Below are 16,069 nucleotides of genomic sequence, written 5' to 3'. Positions count from 1 at the left end.
CCCACGGAGGAAATAGAACCATGTCGGATCGTTATGCAAAATACGATAAACTGAAATTTGACTACCCGGCGGATCGCGTCCTGCGCATCACGTTCGACCGGCCCGAGACATTCAACTCGGTCGATGCCGAAACCCACACTCAGATGACGGACATGTGGATCGATATCGACCGTGACCCAGACATCAATTCGGTCATCGTGACCGGTGCGGGCAAGGCATTTTCCGCCGGGGGTGATTTCAGCCTGATCGAAAACATGATTGGCAATTCGCACGAGATCATGAAGACGTGGAAAGAAGCCAAGGATCTCGTCTATAACATCATCAACTGCAACAAGCCGATCATTTCCGCGATCAATGGCCCTGCGGCCGGCGCAGGCCTTGTGGTTGCCATCCTGGCCGACATCTCGATCGCCGGAAAGAAGGCCAAGATTGTCGATGGTCATCCCCGCCTTGGTGTTGCCGCCGGTGACGTCGCGGCGATTATCTGGCCGCTGCTGACCTCGATGGCCAAGGCGAAATACTATCTGATGACCTGCAAGCCGGTGTCGGGCGAAGAGGCCGAGCGTATCGGTCTGGTATCAATGTGCGTCGAGGATGACGAGCTGCAGCAGATCGCGCTGGATACAGCCGTCGAACTGGCCAACGGCTCGCAAAGCGCGATTCGCTGGACCAAGTATTCGCTGAACAACTGGCTGCGCCAGGCCGGGCCGATCTTTGATGCGTCGACCGCGCTGGAGATGCTTGGCTTCATGAGCGAGGACGTCAAGGAAGGTGTGTTGTCGCACCGCGAGAAGCGCGCGCCGAACTTCCGTAAGGACTGCCCGCTTTAACGCCCGATTGGACGAGGAGGCATGGAAATGTCTGATGATATCTACAAAGATATAGCTCAAGCCTATGCGGCTGCGGCCGAAAAAGCTCCTGGCCTGAAATCGCGATTTACGGCTGCCGGATTCGATCCGGCAGCTGTCACATCGGTGGCGGACCTCTCGCGTCTTCCAGTGATGAAAAAAGAAGAGCTTCTGAAGATCCAGCGCGAGAACCCGCCCTTTGGCGGGTTCCTGGCCTCGGATCTGAAGGATGTCGGGCGGATCTACGTGTCCCCCGGCCCGATTTTCGAACCGGCCCTTTCGGACGGTGGCGGCCACGGCCTTGACCGGCTGTTCAAGGCGGCAGGCGTGGGGCCGGGGGATATCATCCTGAACACCTGGATGTATCATCTGGTGCCCGCGGGGCTTTTGTTCGACGAAGCGGCACAGGCCGCAGGCGCCACGGTGATCCCCGGAGGCGTCGGCAATACGGAGCTTCAGGCACAGATCATCGCCGAAACCGGCGTGACTTCGATCTGCGCTTCGACTGCGTTTTTCCTGACGCTGGCGGACAAGGTGATCGAAACCTATGGCCGCGACGCATGGAAGGTGAAGACAGCCTTCCTCGGCGGTGAGATGGGCGACTGGATGGCCAAGCGCCGCCGGATCGAGGCCGAATACGGCGTGTCCACCTGGGCCGCCTATGCCACCGCCGATCTGGGCCTTGTCGCCTATGAGGATGGCGGCGAAGGCTACCTGGTTCATCCCGACCGCGTGGTGCAGATCTGCGATCCGGTCAGCGGCGAACAGGTCGCTCATGGCGAACCTGGCGAGGTTGTCGTGACCGCGCGCGATGCCACCTGGCCGATGATCCGGTTCGGCACCGGCGACAGCGCCTTTGCCCTGGAAAGCAACGCGGATGGCACCGTCAGCCGGATTTCAGCATTGCAGGGACGGGTCGGGGCAGCGGTCAAAGTGCGCGAGATTTTCGTTTATCCGCGCGTGGTTGAAGAAGTTGTCATCGGCACGCCGGGCGCAAAGGCCGCGCAGGCCGTGGTAACGCGCGAGAACGATCGCGACATGATCCGCCTCTCGCTTGTGCTGGAAGACGGTGCCGACGCTTCCGCCGCAGAAGCAGCCGCCGCTGATACCTTCAAACTGCATGCACGAATTCGTGCTGACGAGGTGAACATTGTTTCGGAACTACCCGAAAATGCAGAACTGATCGTCAACCAAAAAGACCGCTGAGATCGGGTTCTGTGCGCTTTGCCTGAATCCGACCTTTTAGCCGACACTGGCACGCGGGTTTTCGTGGACCCAAGACTTTCAACTTGGCGAAGGTCTTGGGGATCCCGGCCCCGCGCGCCCGTGGGGTGTCGCGGAAAGCGGCACAGGTCAAACGTGGTCGAAATCGACTGTCAGTTTTTTGGTTTTCGGACGGGCCTGGCAGGTCAGGACAAAGTTCTCCTTCAACTACCAAGGCTCCAAAGCATAGTTCAGCGTCATCTCTGCCTCGCCTTCGATAACTTTGGCGCGGCAGGTGGAACACATTGCGCCCTTGCAGCAATAGGGTAGTTCGATACCTGCTGCGGCGGCGGAGACCACGCTTTCCTGATCAGGTGTCATCACAAAGCTGCGGGCGGTGCCATCATGGATCGCCGTGACCTGAACTCCTTTTCCAGTGGCGGCTTCCGCCGTAAGCGGCGCAAGCGTGACGGTGGCGGTATTGTCAGCATCGGCGGGAGCGAACAGCTCGTCATGAAAACGGTTCTCTTCAACGCCTAGGTCGCGGAGCGCGGTCTTGAGTTCCTGAATCATCTCGGCGGGGCCGCAAAGAAAAGCATCTTCTATTTCTGCCGGAGCGAACAGGGCACCGGAGAACTTGCGCAGCTTTTCCGCATCAAGCCGGCCCGAGAATAGTGGGGAATCGGTGCCTTCGCGCGTCAGTGTATGAAAAAGAGAGAACCGTCCGGGATAGGTATCCTTGAGATCGTTCAATTCGTCGCGGAAGATGATGGAACTTAGCGTTCGACTGCCGTAAAAAAGGATGAAGTTGGCCCCGGCCTCGGTGGCAAGCACCGAGCGGATGATCGAAATGATTGGAGTAGTTCCACTGCCCGGGGCCAGGGCGAGATAGGTGCGTGGTCCGCCTTGTCGTATCTTTGATCCGAATGTGCCTTCGGGCGTCATGACATCAAGTTCGGTGCCCGGTGGCAGTTCGCTATGAACGAAAGAGGAAAACGCTCCGCCTTCCAGCAGCTTGACCAGAACGCGCAACTCGCCATCGTCTCGGCCGGAGCTGACCGAATAGCATCGCCGCACACCATCGATATCATCGGCACGGCGCAGCGTGACGTACTGGCCCGGGATGAATTGATAGTCGTCCGCCAGATCTTCGGGATTGGGCGAGCATTTCGCCGAACTGCTGGCGGGGCAGGATGTCGACGTCACATTGGCCGCCCGCCGCGTCGCCCGCTTGTCTGAGCTTTCCGCAAAGATAGCGGCGGAAGGGGGGCAGGCCGATGTGATAGAGATGGACGTGGCGGACCCGAAGTCGGTGGAAGCCGCGCTGAAGGGACGGGTCTTTGACACTGTCATCAACAATGCCGGAACGACGGCATCTCTTCCCGCATTGGAACACGGGCCGGCCGAAATCGACGCGATCATAGACACAAATCTCAAGGGCGCATTTCATGTCGCACGTATCGCCGCCAAAGCGATGATTGATGCCGGACGCGGGGGCTGTATCGTCAATGTCGCCTCGTTTCTGGGCACACGGGTGGCCAGCCATGTGTCCGCCTATGCCGCGTCCAAGGAAGGGCTGATTCAACTGACCCGGTCTCTGGCGCTTGAATGGGCGCGGCATGGCATCCGGGTGAATGCCATCTGCCCCGGTTATATCGAAACCGACCTGAACCGTGAGTTTTTTGCCACTGACGCGGGACAGGCATTGATCAAACGCGTCCCGCAGCGCCGGTTGGGGCATGATCCGTTGGCCGCCCCCCCCCGGACCGGGGGCCTACGATAAGGCGACCGGGAATCCCCGGCCGCAATTCTTAGAGTCACGATTTCAGAACGCGTTAAGCCCGGTCAGGTTGCGCCCGATGACCAGTTTTTGGATTTCGGTGGTGCCATCGGGAATCGGCATGACCTTTGCATTGCGGAAGTGCCGTTCAACGTCGAACTCTTTGGTGATGCCGTTGCCGCCGTGGATCTGCACCGCTTTGCCGGCGATTTCGACGGCCATTTCGGTTGCATACCATTTCGCCATCGAGGTCTGGGTGTCACAGCGCACGCCCAGGTCCAGAAGTTGCAGCCCGCGCTGGCACAACAGGCGCGCGGCATCCAGGTGCGTGGCCATGTCGGCCAGGTAGCCTTGAATCAACTGGTGCCCGCCAATCGGCTTGCCATGCTGCTCGCGTTCCTGGGCATATTTGACCGCACATTCCAATGCCGCCTGACCAATGCCGATGCTGGTCAGGCCAACAAACACACGCGCGCTCTCAAACAGTTTCAACGTCTGGAACAGGCCGCCGCCTGCATTACCCAGAACATGCTCGGCGGTGGTTTCCGCCCGGTCGAAAAACAATTCACAGGTCGATGCACCGACAAGTCCCATCTTGCGCAATTCGCGGCTCTCATAGTTGCCGGTGTCGCGGTCGACGATGACCATGGAAATACCGTCGTCCAGATTGCAGACAACGATGGCGAAATCCGACTGGGCCCCATTGGAAATCCAGAGCTTCTGGCCAGTGACGAAAATCTTATCGCCCTCTCGGTCCGCACGTGTCTTGACCTCGCGTACGTTCGAACCGACCTCTGGTTCGGAAATACAGGTGGCACAGATCCGTTCGCTGCGCAGGAGCGGCTTCAGATAGGCCTCTTTCTGCGCCACATTTCCCAAGAGGTTGACCGCGAACACGGCATGACCCTGAATCAGCACCGCGATTGCCAGATCGGCCCATATCCGGGCCAGTTCCTCGTATAGGATGCCATAGGTCATGCGGTCGATTCCGGCACCGCCTTCCTCTTCGGGGATCAGGCCGCTGATCAGCCCGAATTCCTCGACCTTGGCGAACAGGGACTTCAGGGTTTTCGCATCGGGGGGGTGGCCGAGGTTCTCGTATTTCTCGGCCAGCGGCGCGAACTCTGCCTCGGCCATCTTGCGGAAGTTTTCCAGCAACATGCGTTGCTCATCTGTATAGATTGCCTGAGCGGCGGCGATCACGTTTTCCATGGTTCGTCTCCTTGTTTCAACGGCCCAGAATGATGACGCAGGCGGCCGCTTCTTCTACCCCGTGCAACCCCCCGCCGTTTTCGGCGATGGCATTCTTTGCCCCTTCGACCTGGCGCGCGCCAGCTTCGCCGCGCAGTTGCGTGACCAGTTCGAAAACCTGCCCTATTCCTGTGGCACCGACCGGGTGGCCCTTGGATTCCAACCCGCCCGAGGGGTTCACCGGAATGCGTCCGCCGATCTTTGTCTCGCCGCGCAGACTGGCGGGACCGCCCTCGCCGAATTCGACAAATCCGAGGTTCTCGATCTGGATCACTTCGCCCACGGCCGTGGCGTCATGCACTTCGGCCACCGATATATCCTCGGGGCCGATCCCGGCCTGTTCATAGGCCTCAAGCGCGGCAAGCCGGGTCAGGTGGTTCTTGTAATCTTCCGGCGGACGATCGGTGCCCGAGCGCAGGATCGCGGCCTTGACCTTGATCGCGCGCGCGGGATCTAGGCCCAGACGTTTTATCCCCTCGCCGGTGCATAAAACGGCCGCAGCGGCCCCGTCCGAGATCGGGGCGCACATCGGCAGGGTCAGCGGATAGGTGATCGGCGGCGCGGCCAATACCTGATCGACGCTCATGGCTTCTCGGTATTGCGCCAGTGGATTATGCACGGAATGCGCATGGTTCTTGGCGGCGACGGCGGCGAACTGTTCCTGAGTTGTGCCAAAGGTCTTCATGTGCAGCCGGGCGAAGCCTGCGTAGACATCCATGAACACGCTGTAGGGCTTGGGCGATTTCGATCCTTCGGGTTCCTCGACCCCTGCACCCAGATCGGCCAGCCGTTGCGCGACCTCTTCGCTGTTGCTGACGTCCCAGCCGCTGTCGAAGGCCGAAAACATCAACGCACGGTCGTCAGAATACATCTTTTCGGCGCCCACGGCGAGACAGCAGTCGCCATTGCCGGCCTTGAGGAAATCGACTGCCAGTTTGAACCCGGTCGAGGCGCTGGCGCAGGCGTTTTCGACATTCACCACCGGAATGCCCTGAATGCCCATTTCACGCAGCGCGATTTCGCCGCGGATCATGTGCTGGCCCTCCATGTGGCCCTGCACCGCGTTCGAGAAGAATGCGCCGTCGATGCGATCTGCCGTCACTCGGGCATCGGAAAGCGCGGCGGCGACGGCCTCGCCGGTCATGTCCTTGATGGTTTTGTCCCGGAACTTTCCGAACGGCGTCATCCCGACGCCAACGATGTAAATGTCCTGCATCGTTTGTCCTCCTGACCTAGTATCCGCGAAACTGCGGTTTTCGTTTTTCATTGAACGCCGACAGACCCTCGTGCATGTCCCAGGATCGCATGTGCGCGCGCAGGTTCAGCATCTCTTCGGAAAGCGCGGCGGTTTCGTCCACGTCCAGCGACCGATTGGCAACCGTCTTCATGCGGCGTAAGACCGCCGGGCTTTTTTCTGCCAGCCTGTCGGTAAAGACCTGCACCGCTTGTCGCAGGTCTTCGTCCGCGACGACCTTGTTCACCAGTCCCCAGTCCATCATGTCCCGTGCCGAAACGTTCTCGCCCGAGAACAGCAGGTATTTCGCGCGGTTCAGGCCAATCCTACGCGGCAGGATCGCCGCACCGCCGGCCCCGGGAAAGACGCCAAAGTTGGAATGTGCGTCGCCCAGTTGCGCGCTTTCGGCGGCAAAGACCAGATCGCAGGCCATCACCATTTCCAAACCGCCCGCCATCGCCAGCCCGTTCACTGCGGCGATCACCGGTTTCGGGCCATGTCGCATCAGCCCAAACGTGTGATCGACAAGATCCAGAAGATCCGGCTCGCCTGGTGCATGTTTGGCGCCAGCAACTTCTTTCAGATCGGCACCGGCGCAGAATGCCCGGCCAGAGCCGGTCAGGACAATTGTACGCACCCCATCGTCGGCCAGCGCCGATTCCAGTGCTGCCGCCATCTCGCGCAGCATCTGCGTTGACATTGCGTTGAGCTGTTCGGTGCGCTGGAAGGTAATCCATTCAGTTTTTTCGACCCGCTCAACGAATAGCGTCTGCTTTGCTTCACTCATGCTAAGCTCCTGATAATTATACATATTATTGGTTTTTCGCCTTGTCTTTTGCGGCGATTTGCGCTGCACTCGGGCGGACCCGCACGTGGAAAACAAAAGAGCTGGAGATTGATATGAGCACTACACCCCTGGCCGGCCTGAAAATTCTCAGCCTTGCCGAACAGTTTCCCGGTCCCTATGCCACAATGCTGTTGTCCGACATGGGAGCCGAGGTGATCATGATCGAACGACCGGGTGTCGGCGATCCGGCCCGGCAATTTCCGCCCTTGTTCCGGGCACTGAACCGAGGCAAGCGCAGCGTTGCGTTGGATCTGAAATCGGCCGAGGGGCTGGCACGGTTTCGCGAACTGGCCAAGGAATCGGATGTCATCGTCGAAGGGTTCCGCCCTGGCAAGCTTGCGGCCTTGGGTGCCGGTTTCGAGGACATGCGTCGTGTCAACTCGCGGCTGGTTTATGTATCGATTTCGGGTTACGGGCAGGACGGCCCCTATCGTGACAGGGCTGGCCATGACCTGAGCTATGAAGGGGTTGGCGGTTTGCTGGCCGATCAGGCCGATGCAAAGCAGCCCGGCCCTGTGCCGCCGATCCCCCTTGCGGATGTTGGCGCGGCGTTGTTCGCGGCGATCGCAATCCTGTCGGCGGTGGTGTCGAGCCAGCGCACAGGGCAGGGGCGTTACGTGGACGTGTCCATGTCGGATGCGGTGGTTTCGATGTTGACCGCATTCCTCGTTCCCGCCGCCAATGGAACACCGCTGGGCGAATTTATCGCCGAGCCGGGCTATGGCGTGTTCACCTGCAAAGACGGCAAGCTCTTGACCTTGTCCATCGCGCATGAGGACTGGTTCTGGAAACCGTTCTGCGATGTGATCAACAGGGCGGATCTTGCGCCGTTGACAGGCCGCGACCGTGTCGCCGGCAAGGCCGCGCTGCGCGAAGAAATCGCGGCGATTTTGGTCAACAAGACGCGCGCCGAATGGGGCGACCTTCTGGATAAGGCGGGGGTGCCATGGGGTCCGGTCAATTCCCTGGTCGAAACGTTGGACGACCCCCATGTGCGTGCGCGCCAGCTGCTGCGCAAGATTACGCATGACGGCGGCAAGGCCGAGACTTTTATTGTCCAGCCGTTGAAATTCGATGGTTTCGAAACCGCGATACCGGATCTGCCCCCCGAGCTCGGGGCAGATAATGACAGCGTTTTTTCGGACAGCTCCAACTAGAGGCGGCAGCCGTCCGATGGCGGCTCTAGCAGGCAAAAGAATACCCGCCATTCACCGGATAGGTTTGACCGGTGATCCAGCTGGCAGCATCCGAGCAGAGGAACAGGATCATTCCGGCGGGGTCTTCCGGCTCGCCCAGACGGCGGATCACGTACTGCGACAATGCCCGCTTCTCGGTCTCTGCATCCGGGATCAGGTCGGCGACAGCCGGAGTTCTTGTGCCCCCCAAGGCGACGCAATTCGCGGTGATCCCGAACCGGCCGCCGGCCTTTGCAATTGCCCGCATGAAGCCGGCCGCACCGGCCTTGGCCCCGGAATAAACCGCCAGATGCGGTTCACCGACACGGCCGGCGTCGGAAATGACGGTCACAATGCGCCCATAGCCACTGTTAACCATCAACGGCATGGCGTGACGGGTGCAGTTCAGCACCCCATCGAAATTGGTGGCCATCCAGCGGCGCCATTCGTCGGGATCGGATTCCCAAAAAGGGACCAGATCGTCGAGCCGCGATGTCGGCCCGGCGTTGCCCGCATTGTTGACCAGAATATCCACGCCGCCAAATGTGGTCTGCGTTTCGGCAAACGCCGCGCCAACCGCGTCGAAATCCGAGACGTCGAAGGCGAGCGGCAGAGCCTTTGCACCCGCTGCCTCCACTTCCGCGGCAACGCTTTCGGCCCGTTCGGCGTGAAAATCGTTGACAACGATGGCACCGGCTCCGTGTTCCGCCAGATAAAGCGCGGCTTGCCGACCAACGCCTTGCCCCGCTCCGGTTACAAATGCGGTACGACCTTTGATGGAAAGCAGGTTACTCATCTTCGTTCCTTTCTATCCCAGCCATCTCTTCCGGCGGCGATAGTGTTTGATATCTCGATAGCTTTTGCGCTCGCCCGATGCGGTGACGCCGAGATAGAATTCCTTGATGTCCTCGTTGTCAGCAAGCTTGTCGGCAGGGCCGTCCATCACGATCCGGCCGTTCTCCATCACATAGGCATAGTCGGCGATCGATAGCGCCGCAGCGCTGTTTTGTTCGACCAGGAAGAAGGTCGTGCCTTCTGACTTGAGCTGCTTGAGCACTTCATAAACATCCCGGATCATCATCGGGGCCAATCCCAACGACGGTTCGTCGATCGCGATGATCTTGGGGCTGGCCATCATGGCCCGGCCGATCAGCAGCAGTTGTTGTTCGCCACCAGACATGAAGCCAGAGGTGCGGTTGCGCAGGTCCGCAAGCCGGGGCATCAAGGTGTAAACATGGTCCAGGCGCTTTTTCAGCTCGGCGGAGTTGGGCACCATGTGCCCGCCGACGATCAGGTTTTGCTCTGACGTCAGATGCCGCAAAACGCGCCGCCCTTCCATCACATGGATGAGACCGTTCTTCACGACTTCCGAGGCTTCCATGTTCTGAATGGGAGTTCCGTCCAGAACGATGGACCCCGCCGAAACGGTTCCATCCTCGGATTTGAGCGTTCCCGAGATGGCTTTAAGCGTCGTGCTTTTTCCTGCGCCATTGCCACCGAGCAGAGCAACACATTGTCCCGCACGGACTGTCATGGACACGCCTTTGAGCGCCAGGATGACGTCGGAATATGTCACCTCTACGTTGTTGAGTTCCAGCATGGTCATATTGCCCGGGGCTAAGGATCAGAACGGGCGCCGCGACTGCGGCGCCCGGATTAATTCACCATTTCTCAACTTGCGGAACGTCGACACCCGTTGCCGCGATGGTGATTTTCCCATCTTTGACGGTGCCCACATTCACTTTGAGGCCTTCCAATGGGAACGGTGCTTCTGGCGTAAAGGACAAGGTCGGCAGGAACCCATGGGTTTCTTCGGTGGTGATCGGTTTGGCAAAAAGCGCCTCACGTACCATCTCTCCGGTCAGGCCCTCGGCGCCGTTCGCCTCGATCGCGTGATCGATCACGGTCACGGTATAGAGACCCTGAGATACGCCCATTGCGGTCACGACGTTCCAATGTGCTTCGAGTCCGTAATCGGCAACCAATGTCTCGTAGAATTGTCGCGCGGGAGTGTCCTCATCGGCCGCAATCGCCATGCCGTAGGCTTCAAAGTCCCCCTCCATTTGCTCAAGCCCGCCAAGCGCGCCACCCGAGGCTGGAAGCCCGTTATGCGAACTCATCATGATCGGGATGTTCGCCCCGTTGGCCTGCAGCCCACGTTTCGCGGCAATCACGATAGAGGTGTTAGTTTGGATTACCAGCGCCTCGGCCCCGGCTCGTACAACGCGGCGCATTTGCCCCGTCAGATCGGTGGGTTGAACTTCGGTATAGATGACCTCGACGAGGTCGATCTCCTCGGGGTGCTCTTCGGCATAGAGTTCAAGGCCCTTTGCCATGTCGACATAGGCAGGCGATGCTTCGGAGGCGAGGATCGCAACCTTGAGCGGTTCGTCTCCTCCGCGCTGTTCACGCATCCAGTTCAGAAAGCCGACACTTTCGTGCGAATAGGTCGGGCGTGGGTTGAAAATCCAGGCATCCGGTTGCCAGGCAAAACCGTAGGCCGCTGTGGCCATGAACATCGGGATTTTGTCTTCCGGCAGGCGTTCGGAAAGGGCCGCGACGTCAGGCCCGCCGAGGCCGACAACCGCAATCGGGTCCAGTTCCGATTTGATCCCGGGCCAGAGACTTGCCACCTGTGCCGCGTCATAGCGGGTTTCGTAGTTTTTGTAGTTCAGCGTGACGCCAAGTTCCTTGCCGCGGGTTTCATTCCACCAGGTGAACACAGCTTCGCGTCCGCCTGCCAGGATGGGCATGATGTCAGCATAAGGGCCGGAAAAGTCCGACAGCAGGGCGAGATTATAGGTCTCTTCGGCCTGCGCCTTCAAAGGCATGGTCGCCGCGGCCGCCAAGGCAGCCGCTGCCAGTAAGCCGCGAAGACCTCGATTCGATTGGTAAGTCATATTCTTCCTCCCAGGTTTAGAGCCGCTCTATTTCTCAGTAAGGAAACGGCCAGATACGGTATGACGACTTCAAGATGTTCCAGCGGTGCATCAGCCCCTTGGGTTCGAGGATCATAAACAATGCGATCACGCCGCCAAGAACGACATTCATGCCAGCGAACACGATGTCACCGCCAAGGAATGATACCGAGTCGGCGATATTGGGGCCGACCGTCGCGATAATTTCCTGGATGATGCGGATAATGAAGACGCCGATCAGGGCCCCCACGATTGAACCCATCCCGCCGACGATGATCATCGCGACGAAGAAGATCGAGTGAAACAGGGTGAACTGGTCTACCCCCACGAAGCGGATCAGATAGGCCCAAAGCGCCCCGCCGACGCCCGCATAGAAAGCGCCGATCAGGAAGGCATTTGCCTTTGTGGCCGCGACATTGATCCCCATTATACCCGCGGCCACGTCATCATCCCTGACCGCCACGAAGGCACGGCCGAAGCGTGACCGAACGATCCCGAACGCGCCCGCCACCATGATCGCGGTCACGGCGAAATTCAGATAGAACTGCGAAGATTCGCTGACAAATCGCAGCCCGAAAAGCTCGGCCGGGGGCACGGTGATACCGTTCGATCCACCCAGCCAGGTTGACGGCAGGTTCAATACGGCAAAGTGGAACAGGAACTGAGCTGCAATCGTGGTCAGTGCCAGATAGAACCCCTTGATCCGCGCCGCGGTCAAGCCAAAGAGAAAGCCGAACAGCGCAGCCGAGAGCCCGGCCAGAGGAATGGTCAGCAGAAACGTAAGGCCGGTCTTCGAGGCCAGTATCGAGGCCGTATAGGCGCCGACCCCCATGAACGCCGCCTGACCCAGGTTGATCTGGCCCGCATAGCCGGTGCAGATCTGAAGCCCGACGGCGATGACGGCGCTGATCATCATCATATTCAGGATAGCGATGATACGGCTGCTCACCAGGTAAGGCGCCAACAGCAGTAGAGCCATGAATACGACGAGGGCCAGAAACTGCCAGCGCGTTCGGATCAAACGTCTGTCACTGCGATAGCTTGTCGGGAATACGCCAGAAGGATCCATGGATTACACCCGTTCGATTGTGCGCCAGCCGAACAGGCCGGTCGGCCGGATCAGCAGAATGGCAAGCATTATGATATATGGAACGACACTGCCGAGCGAGCCACCGATCAACGGATCAAGGTAGTTGGTGGTCAAGCTCTGCGCGATGCCGATGATTATTCCTGCCAAGATAAGCCCGCCGATGGATTCCAGCCCGGCAAAGAGCGCCACCGGCAGGGCCGCGAACCCGATATCCGAGGCTAGGAAGGTCAGCGATTTGCCGCTGAGAAAGATCATCGCACCAATTGTGGACAGGATTGCCCCGAGAACCCAGGCAACGGCAATCGAGCCTTTCACCGAAATGCCCATCGAGGAAGCTACGACGTGGTCCTCCGCCACAGCGGTCATACGGAGGCCGGACCGGGTCCGGTTGAAGAACCACGACAGGCCGACGGCCGCGACAATGGTGATGATCCCACCTATCAGGAGGTTCATCGGGATCAACATATCGCCGAGGAACAAGGGTTTCAGCGGAAAAATGATCGGGAAGGGTCTTACCGCGGGACCGAACACAAGCAGCACCAAACCGCGCAGCAGGATCAAAAGGCCGACGGTGACCATGACCATCGAGAAAACCGATTCACCGATCAGCTTTGTCAGGAAAATCCGTTCGATTGCGTACCCGACCAGCCCGGCCAGAACCAGCGAAAGGGGTATCGACAACCAAAGGCTAAGCCCCGCTTGCATCGTTGTGAACCAGACGATGAACCCGCCGATGATCACAAGCTCGCCCTGCGCGAAGTTGAACACCTTGCTGGCGCGGTAAATCACAACAAAGCCCATGGCCACCAGCGAATACAGAAGGCCGATCAAAGCCCCGGTAATGATGTCATTGATGAAATAGACCATTGTCGCCGACCTCCTTTAAGATTTGGACTGCCGCTTGGCAGCCTTCGATGCGTTTTCAACATCCGACACGCGAACCGTGGTCTTGAGAACGCCTTGACGGCCGTCCTGATAGGTCACAGCGATTTCGAGATCTGTCTCGTCATCGCCAGCATAGATCGCCTCGACGAGCTTGGCATACCGTTCCTCCAGAAAGGCCCGGCGAAGCTTTCGGCTGCGGGTCAACTCGCCTTCATCCGGGTCGAGTTCCTTGGGAAAATTCGCAAAACGTGCCACGCGCGAGCCTTCGGGCAGGAGCGCATTGATGCGCGCCACTTCGCCTTTGATAAGGTCCAGAACTTCGGGTTTCTGCGAGAGATCGGTGTAGGTCGAAAAGCTGATCTTGTTCTCTTCCGCCCAACGCCCGAGAACTTCCATATCGATATTGATAAGCGCGCTGACGAAGCTCCGGGTTTCGTCGCCCAAGGTCATGAGATCCTTGATGAAGGGGCTATACCGCAACCGCGTTTCGATGAATTGCGGCGGATAGCTGTGCCCATTTGCCAGGCGGCGCATATCCTTGACACGGTCAAAGAACAAAAGCTCGCCGTCGTCGGTCATCGACACCGCGTCACCGGTCTTGTACCAACCGTCTTCGGTCAATTCCTCTGCGGTCTTTTCGGGCTTGCCGTGATAGCCACCGAAGCCCGATCCGCCACGCACCTGAAGCTCCCCTTCGTCCGAGACCCTGTATTCCAGCGGTTCGCCGTAGTTCGTGTTGCTTTGCATCCAGCTGCCGCTGGTTTCCAGCTGATAGCTTTCGCCGACATGCGCGGTCAGAAGGCCGATTTCGGTCGCGCCATACACGTTGCGCAGCTTAACCCCCATCGCGTGGAACATACGAAAGACGTCAGGTGCCATCAGGGCGCCGCCGCTCATTGCGTTTTTGGCCTTACCAAGGCCAAGATTGTCGCGCAGGTGATGCAGCACCAGAGCTTCGGCAAAGGGAAGCTGCAGGCGTGCGGCAAGGCTGGGGCTACGCCCCTCCAGCCGTTCCACATAAACGTCGTGGCCGACCTTCATGCCCCAGTTGTACATCGCATTGCGGATTTTGCCCGCCCCCAGCATCCGGGCCTGAACGATGGAGGCGAGATTTTCCCACTGGCGCGGGCTGAACACCAGTGCGTCGACCGCCAGTTCGCGAATGTTGGTCAGTACGTCTTCAGGGCCTTCGGGGAAATTGACGACCATGGGCGCGATCAAACCGATCGACAGGCCGAAAATCTGTTCCGTGACCCAGGCCGGCGAAATGTAGGTCAGGTATTCGGTGCCCGGCGCGATTTCGATTGCCCCCATCACCCGCGAGCAATTGTCGAACAGGTAGCGATGGCTGATGACAACGCCCTTGGGTTTTCCCGTGGTACCCGAGGTATAGGACAGCAAGGCGGTATCGTCCGCCCGTCCACGTTTTACGTGTTCTTCAAATCTGGCGGGTTCCTTGGCGTGGATCTGACGCCCTGCCGCGCTCACACTTTCAAACGAATGCAACAGGGGATGATCATAGCCCCACAGACCGGAATCGTCCCAGTAAACGACCGCCAGGGCGCCCGAGTACTTGCCCGCAATCTCGATGCATTTATCGACCTGCTCCTGATCCTGCGCCAGAAGAATCCGCGTTTGCGAGTCTTCGGCCAGATACAGAATCTCTTCAGCGTTTTGATCCGGATAGACAGACAGGACTTTGCCGCCTAACGACTGGACGGCGTATTCAGCCCAGAAATGTTCGGGTTCGTTTTCGCCAATCATCATGACGGATTCGCCAGCCGACAAGCCCAGGTTCTCCAACCCGAGAGCCAGGGCGCGAACCCTGTCAAGAACATCGGCCCAGGTGAATTCACGCCAGATGCCCAGGCGCTTGTGCCGTTCGGCGAGGTTGGTCGGTGTGGATGTCGCTCGCGCGAGCAAAACCTGCGGCAGGGTTTCGCTATGTGTCACTGCTGGGTCCGAAAAGACCATTGCTGTCCGTTGTTTGACCATGCCGCTACCCCAGATATGCCTTTATGACAGCCGGGTCCTTCTGGATTTCTTCCGGGGTGCCTTCGGCGATGACCCGCCCGAAATCCAGCACCACGATCCGGTCGGCAAGGTCCATCACGACGCCCATGTCGTGCTCCACCAGAACTACCGGAATCTTGCGCGCCTCGCGCACATCGAGAATGAAGCGCGCCAGGTCTTCTTTTTCCTCCGAGTTCATGCCGGCCATCGGTTCATCCATCAGCAGGATCGACGGTTCCTGCGCCAATGCACGGCCCAGATCGACACGCTTGCGCAACCCATACCCCAACGTGCCCACGGGCCGGTTGCGGATTGCCTCGATCTCGAGAAAATCGATGATCTCCTCTGCGGCTTCACGATGTTCCGATTCCTCGCGCATCACGGGACCGAACTGGAAAAAGGCCTGGACTACATTCGATTTCATCAGCATGTGGCGGCCGATCATAATGTTTTCCACCACCGTCTGCCCGGCAAAAAGATGGGTGCCCTGAAACGTCCGCGCCAGACCGCGCCGGGCGATCTGGTCAACACGCAGGCCGGTCACGTCCTGCCCGGACAATTCGACACGGCCCTTCTGCGGACGGTAGAAGCCCGCAGTCACGTTCAGAAGTGATGTTTTTCCGGCTCCGTTCGGTCCGATAATTGCAAGCAATTCATCGTCGGCCACAGAAATGCTCACATCGTCGAGCGCGGTCACACCGCCAAATTTCAAAGTTGCACCACGCACCGCAAGCGGTGAGGATACGTGCCCGTTATTCGTGGTCATGTTGCGGCCCGTGCTTTTGCCCCACACCTCATGGAGGCGCGCATAGCCTGACCGCACGG

General features: G+C 59.2%; 15 protein-coding genes. 4 read left to right on the top strand and 11 right to left on the bottom strand.

What is annotated here, in order from left to right; all coding sequences use genetic code 11:
* Nucleotides 1-20 precede the first annotated feature (20 nt).
* Entirely contained in the window at nucleotides 21-830 is an 810-nt protein-coding gene (locus tag R1W01_RS16320; protein WP_028095226.1) for an enoyl-CoA hydratase/isomerase family protein, read from the top strand.
* Nucleotides 831-857: 27 nt separating this feature from the next.
* Entirely contained in the window at nucleotides 858-2,054 is a 1,197-nt protein-coding gene (locus tag R1W01_RS16315) for a phenylacetate--CoA ligase family protein (protein ID WP_232237126.1), read from the top strand.
* Between the two features lie 225 nt (nucleotides 2,055-2,279).
* Here the strand turns inward: R1W01_RS16315 and R1W01_RS16310 are convergent, their stop codons facing one another.
* Nucleotides 2,280-3,257 carry an FAD-binding oxidoreductase gene (locus R1W01_RS16310; RefSeq protein ID WP_243614201.1) on the bottom strand — a complete coding sequence of 326 codons (978 nt, stop codon included), beginning with the start codon at nucleotides 3,255-3,257 and terminating at the stop codon, nucleotides 2,280-2,282.
* Between R1W01_RS16310 and R1W01_RS16305 the strand changes: the two genes are divergently transcribed.
* Nucleotides 3,208-3,834, top strand: a complete 627-nt coding sequence (locus R1W01_RS16305) for an SDR family NAD(P)-dependent oxidoreductase (protein WP_197918530.1) — start codon at nucleotides 3,208-3,210, stop codon at nucleotides 3,832-3,834. The two genes, R1W01_RS16310 and R1W01_RS16305, sit on opposite strands and share 50 nt — an antisense overlap.
* Before the next feature lie 42 nt (nucleotides 3,835-3,876).
* Here R1W01_RS16305 and R1W01_RS16300 read toward each other — a convergent pair whose 3' ends face one another.
* The 3 genes from R1W01_RS16300 to R1W01_RS16290 are packed head-to-tail and all read right to left on the bottom strand — an operon-like array spanning nucleotide 3,877 to nucleotide 7,172.
* Nucleotides 3,877-5,043, bottom strand: a complete 1,167-nt coding sequence (locus R1W01_RS16300; RefSeq protein ID WP_136340189.1) for an acyl-CoA dehydrogenase family protein — start codon at nucleotides 5,041-5,043, stop codon at nucleotides 3,877-3,879.
* 16 nt (nucleotides 5,044-5,059) lie between these two features.
* Nucleotides 5,060-6,298, bottom strand: coding sequence for a thiolase family protein (locus tag R1W01_RS16295; protein ID WP_152467122.1), 1,239 nt, complete (start codon nucleotides 6,296-6,298; stop codon nucleotides 5,060-5,062).
* Between the two features lie 16 nt (nucleotides 6,299-6,314).
* Nucleotides 6,315-7,172: an enoyl-CoA hydratase/isomerase family protein gene (locus R1W01_RS16290; protein ID WP_317275322.1), complete on the bottom strand. Its 858-nt coding sequence runs from the start codon at nucleotides 7,170-7,172 to the stop codon at nucleotides 6,315-6,317.
* 44 nt (nucleotides 7,173-7,216) lie between these two features.
* Here R1W01_RS16290 and R1W01_RS16285 point away from each other — a divergent pair, with 44 nt between their 5' ends.
* The gene (locus R1W01_RS16285) at nucleotides 7,217-8,320 is read left to right on the top strand and encodes a CaiB/BaiF CoA transferase family protein (RefSeq protein ID WP_243614199.1); all 1,104 of its coding nucleotides are present in this window, start codon (nucleotides 7,217-7,219) and stop codon (nucleotides 8,318-8,320) included.
* Nucleotides 8,321-8,345: 25 nt separating this feature from the next.
* Here R1W01_RS16285 and R1W01_RS16280 read toward each other — a convergent pair whose 3' ends face one another.
* The 7 genes from R1W01_RS16280 to R1W01_RS16250 form a co-directional block, all read right to left on the bottom strand.
* Nucleotides 8,346-9,134 carry an SDR family NAD(P)-dependent oxidoreductase gene (locus R1W01_RS16280; protein ID WP_043753691.1) on the bottom strand — a complete coding sequence of 263 codons (789 nt, stop codon included), beginning with the start codon at nucleotides 9,132-9,134 and terminating at the stop codon, nucleotides 8,346-8,348.
* 12 nt (nucleotides 9,135-9,146) lie between these two features.
* A complete protein-coding gene (locus tag R1W01_RS16275; RefSeq protein WP_028288589.1) occupies nucleotides 9,147-9,938 on the bottom strand; it encodes an ABC transporter ATP-binding protein in 792 nt (263 codons plus the stop codon).
* Between the two features lie 61 nt (nucleotides 9,939-9,999).
* Nucleotides 10,000-11,238 (bottom strand): ABC transporter substrate-binding protein, encoded by a 1,239-nt coding sequence (locus R1W01_RS16270; RefSeq protein WP_243614198.1) that lies wholly within the window; start codon nucleotides 11,236-11,238, stop codon nucleotides 10,000-10,002.
* Between the two features lie 34 nt (nucleotides 11,239-11,272).
* The gene (locus R1W01_RS16265) at nucleotides 11,273-12,325 is read right to left on the bottom strand and encodes a branched-chain amino acid ABC transporter permease (protein ID WP_027264390.1); all 1,053 of its coding nucleotides are present in this window, start codon (nucleotides 12,323-12,325) and stop codon (nucleotides 11,273-11,275) included.
* A gap of 3 nt (nucleotides 12,326-12,328) precedes the next feature.
* A complete protein-coding gene (locus tag R1W01_RS16260) occupies nucleotides 12,329-13,213 on the bottom strand; it encodes a branched-chain amino acid ABC transporter permease (RefSeq protein WP_028288586.1) in 885 nt (294 codons plus the stop codon).
* 15 nt (nucleotides 13,214-13,228) lie between these two features.
* On the bottom strand, nucleotides 13,229-15,226 hold the full coding sequence (locus R1W01_RS16255) for an AMP-binding protein (RefSeq protein ID WP_243614197.1): 1,998 nt from the start codon (nucleotides 15,224-15,226) through the stop codon (nucleotides 13,229-13,231).
* 4 nt (nucleotides 15,227-15,230) lie between these two features.
* The gene (locus tag R1W01_RS16250) at nucleotides 15,231-16,010 is read right to left on the bottom strand and encodes an ABC transporter ATP-binding protein (RefSeq protein ID WP_028288584.1); all 780 of its coding nucleotides are present in this window, start codon (nucleotides 16,008-16,010) and stop codon (nucleotides 15,231-15,233) included.
* Between the last annotated feature and the right edge of the window lie 59 nt (nucleotides 16,011-16,069).

This window comes from Shimia sp. FJ5 (assembly GCF_032918335.1).
Classification (GTDB): Bacteria; Pseudomonadota; Alphaproteobacteria; order Rhodobacterales; family Rhodobacteraceae; genus Shimia; species Shimia aestuarii_A.
This window is presented reverse-complemented; position numbering and strand designations above follow the sequence as displayed.

Coding starts and splice junctions, on each gene's coding strand:
- R1W01_RS16320 (WP_028095226.1), top strand. CDS start 21: ATGTCGGATCGTTATGCAAAATACGATAAACTGAAATTTGACTACCCG.
- R1W01_RS16315 (WP_232237126.1), top strand. CDS start 858: ATGTCTGATGATATCTACAAAGATATAGCTCAAGCCTATGCGGCTGCG.
- R1W01_RS16300 (WP_136340189.1), bottom strand. CDS start 5,043: ATGGAAAACGTGATCGCCGCCGCTCAGGCAATCTATACAGATGAGCAA.
- R1W01_RS16295 (WP_152467122.1), bottom strand. CDS start 6,298: ATGCAGGACATTTACATCGTTGGCGTCGGGATGACGCCGTTCGGAAAG.
- R1W01_RS16285 (WP_243614199.1), top strand. CDS start 7,217: ATGAGCACTACACCCCTGGCCGGCCTGAAAATTCTCAGCCTTGCCGAA.
- R1W01_RS16280 (WP_043753691.1), bottom strand. CDS start 9,134: ATGAGTAACCTGCTTTCCATCAAAGGTCGTACCGCATTTGTAACCGGA.
- R1W01_RS16275 (WP_028288589.1), bottom strand. CDS start 9,938: ATGCTGGAACTCAACAACGTAGAGGTGACATATTCCGACGTCATCCTG.
- R1W01_RS16270 (WP_243614198.1), bottom strand. CDS start 11,238: ATGACTTACCAATCGAATCGAGGTCTTCGCGGCTTACTGGCAGCGGCT.
- R1W01_RS16265 (WP_027264390.1), bottom strand. CDS start 12,325: ATGGATCCTTCTGGCGTATTCCCGACAAGCTATCGCAGTGACAGACGT.
- R1W01_RS16260 (WP_028288586.1), bottom strand. CDS start 13,213: ATGGTCTATTTCATCAATGACATCATTACCGGGGCTTTGATCGGCCTT.
- R1W01_RS16255 (WP_243614197.1), bottom strand. CDS start 15,226: ATGGTCAAACAACGGACAGCAATGGTCTTTTCGGACCCAGCAGTGACA.
- R1W01_RS16250 (WP_028288584.1), bottom strand. CDS start 16,010: ATGACCACGAATAACGGGCACGTATCCTCACCGCTTGCGGTGCGTGGT.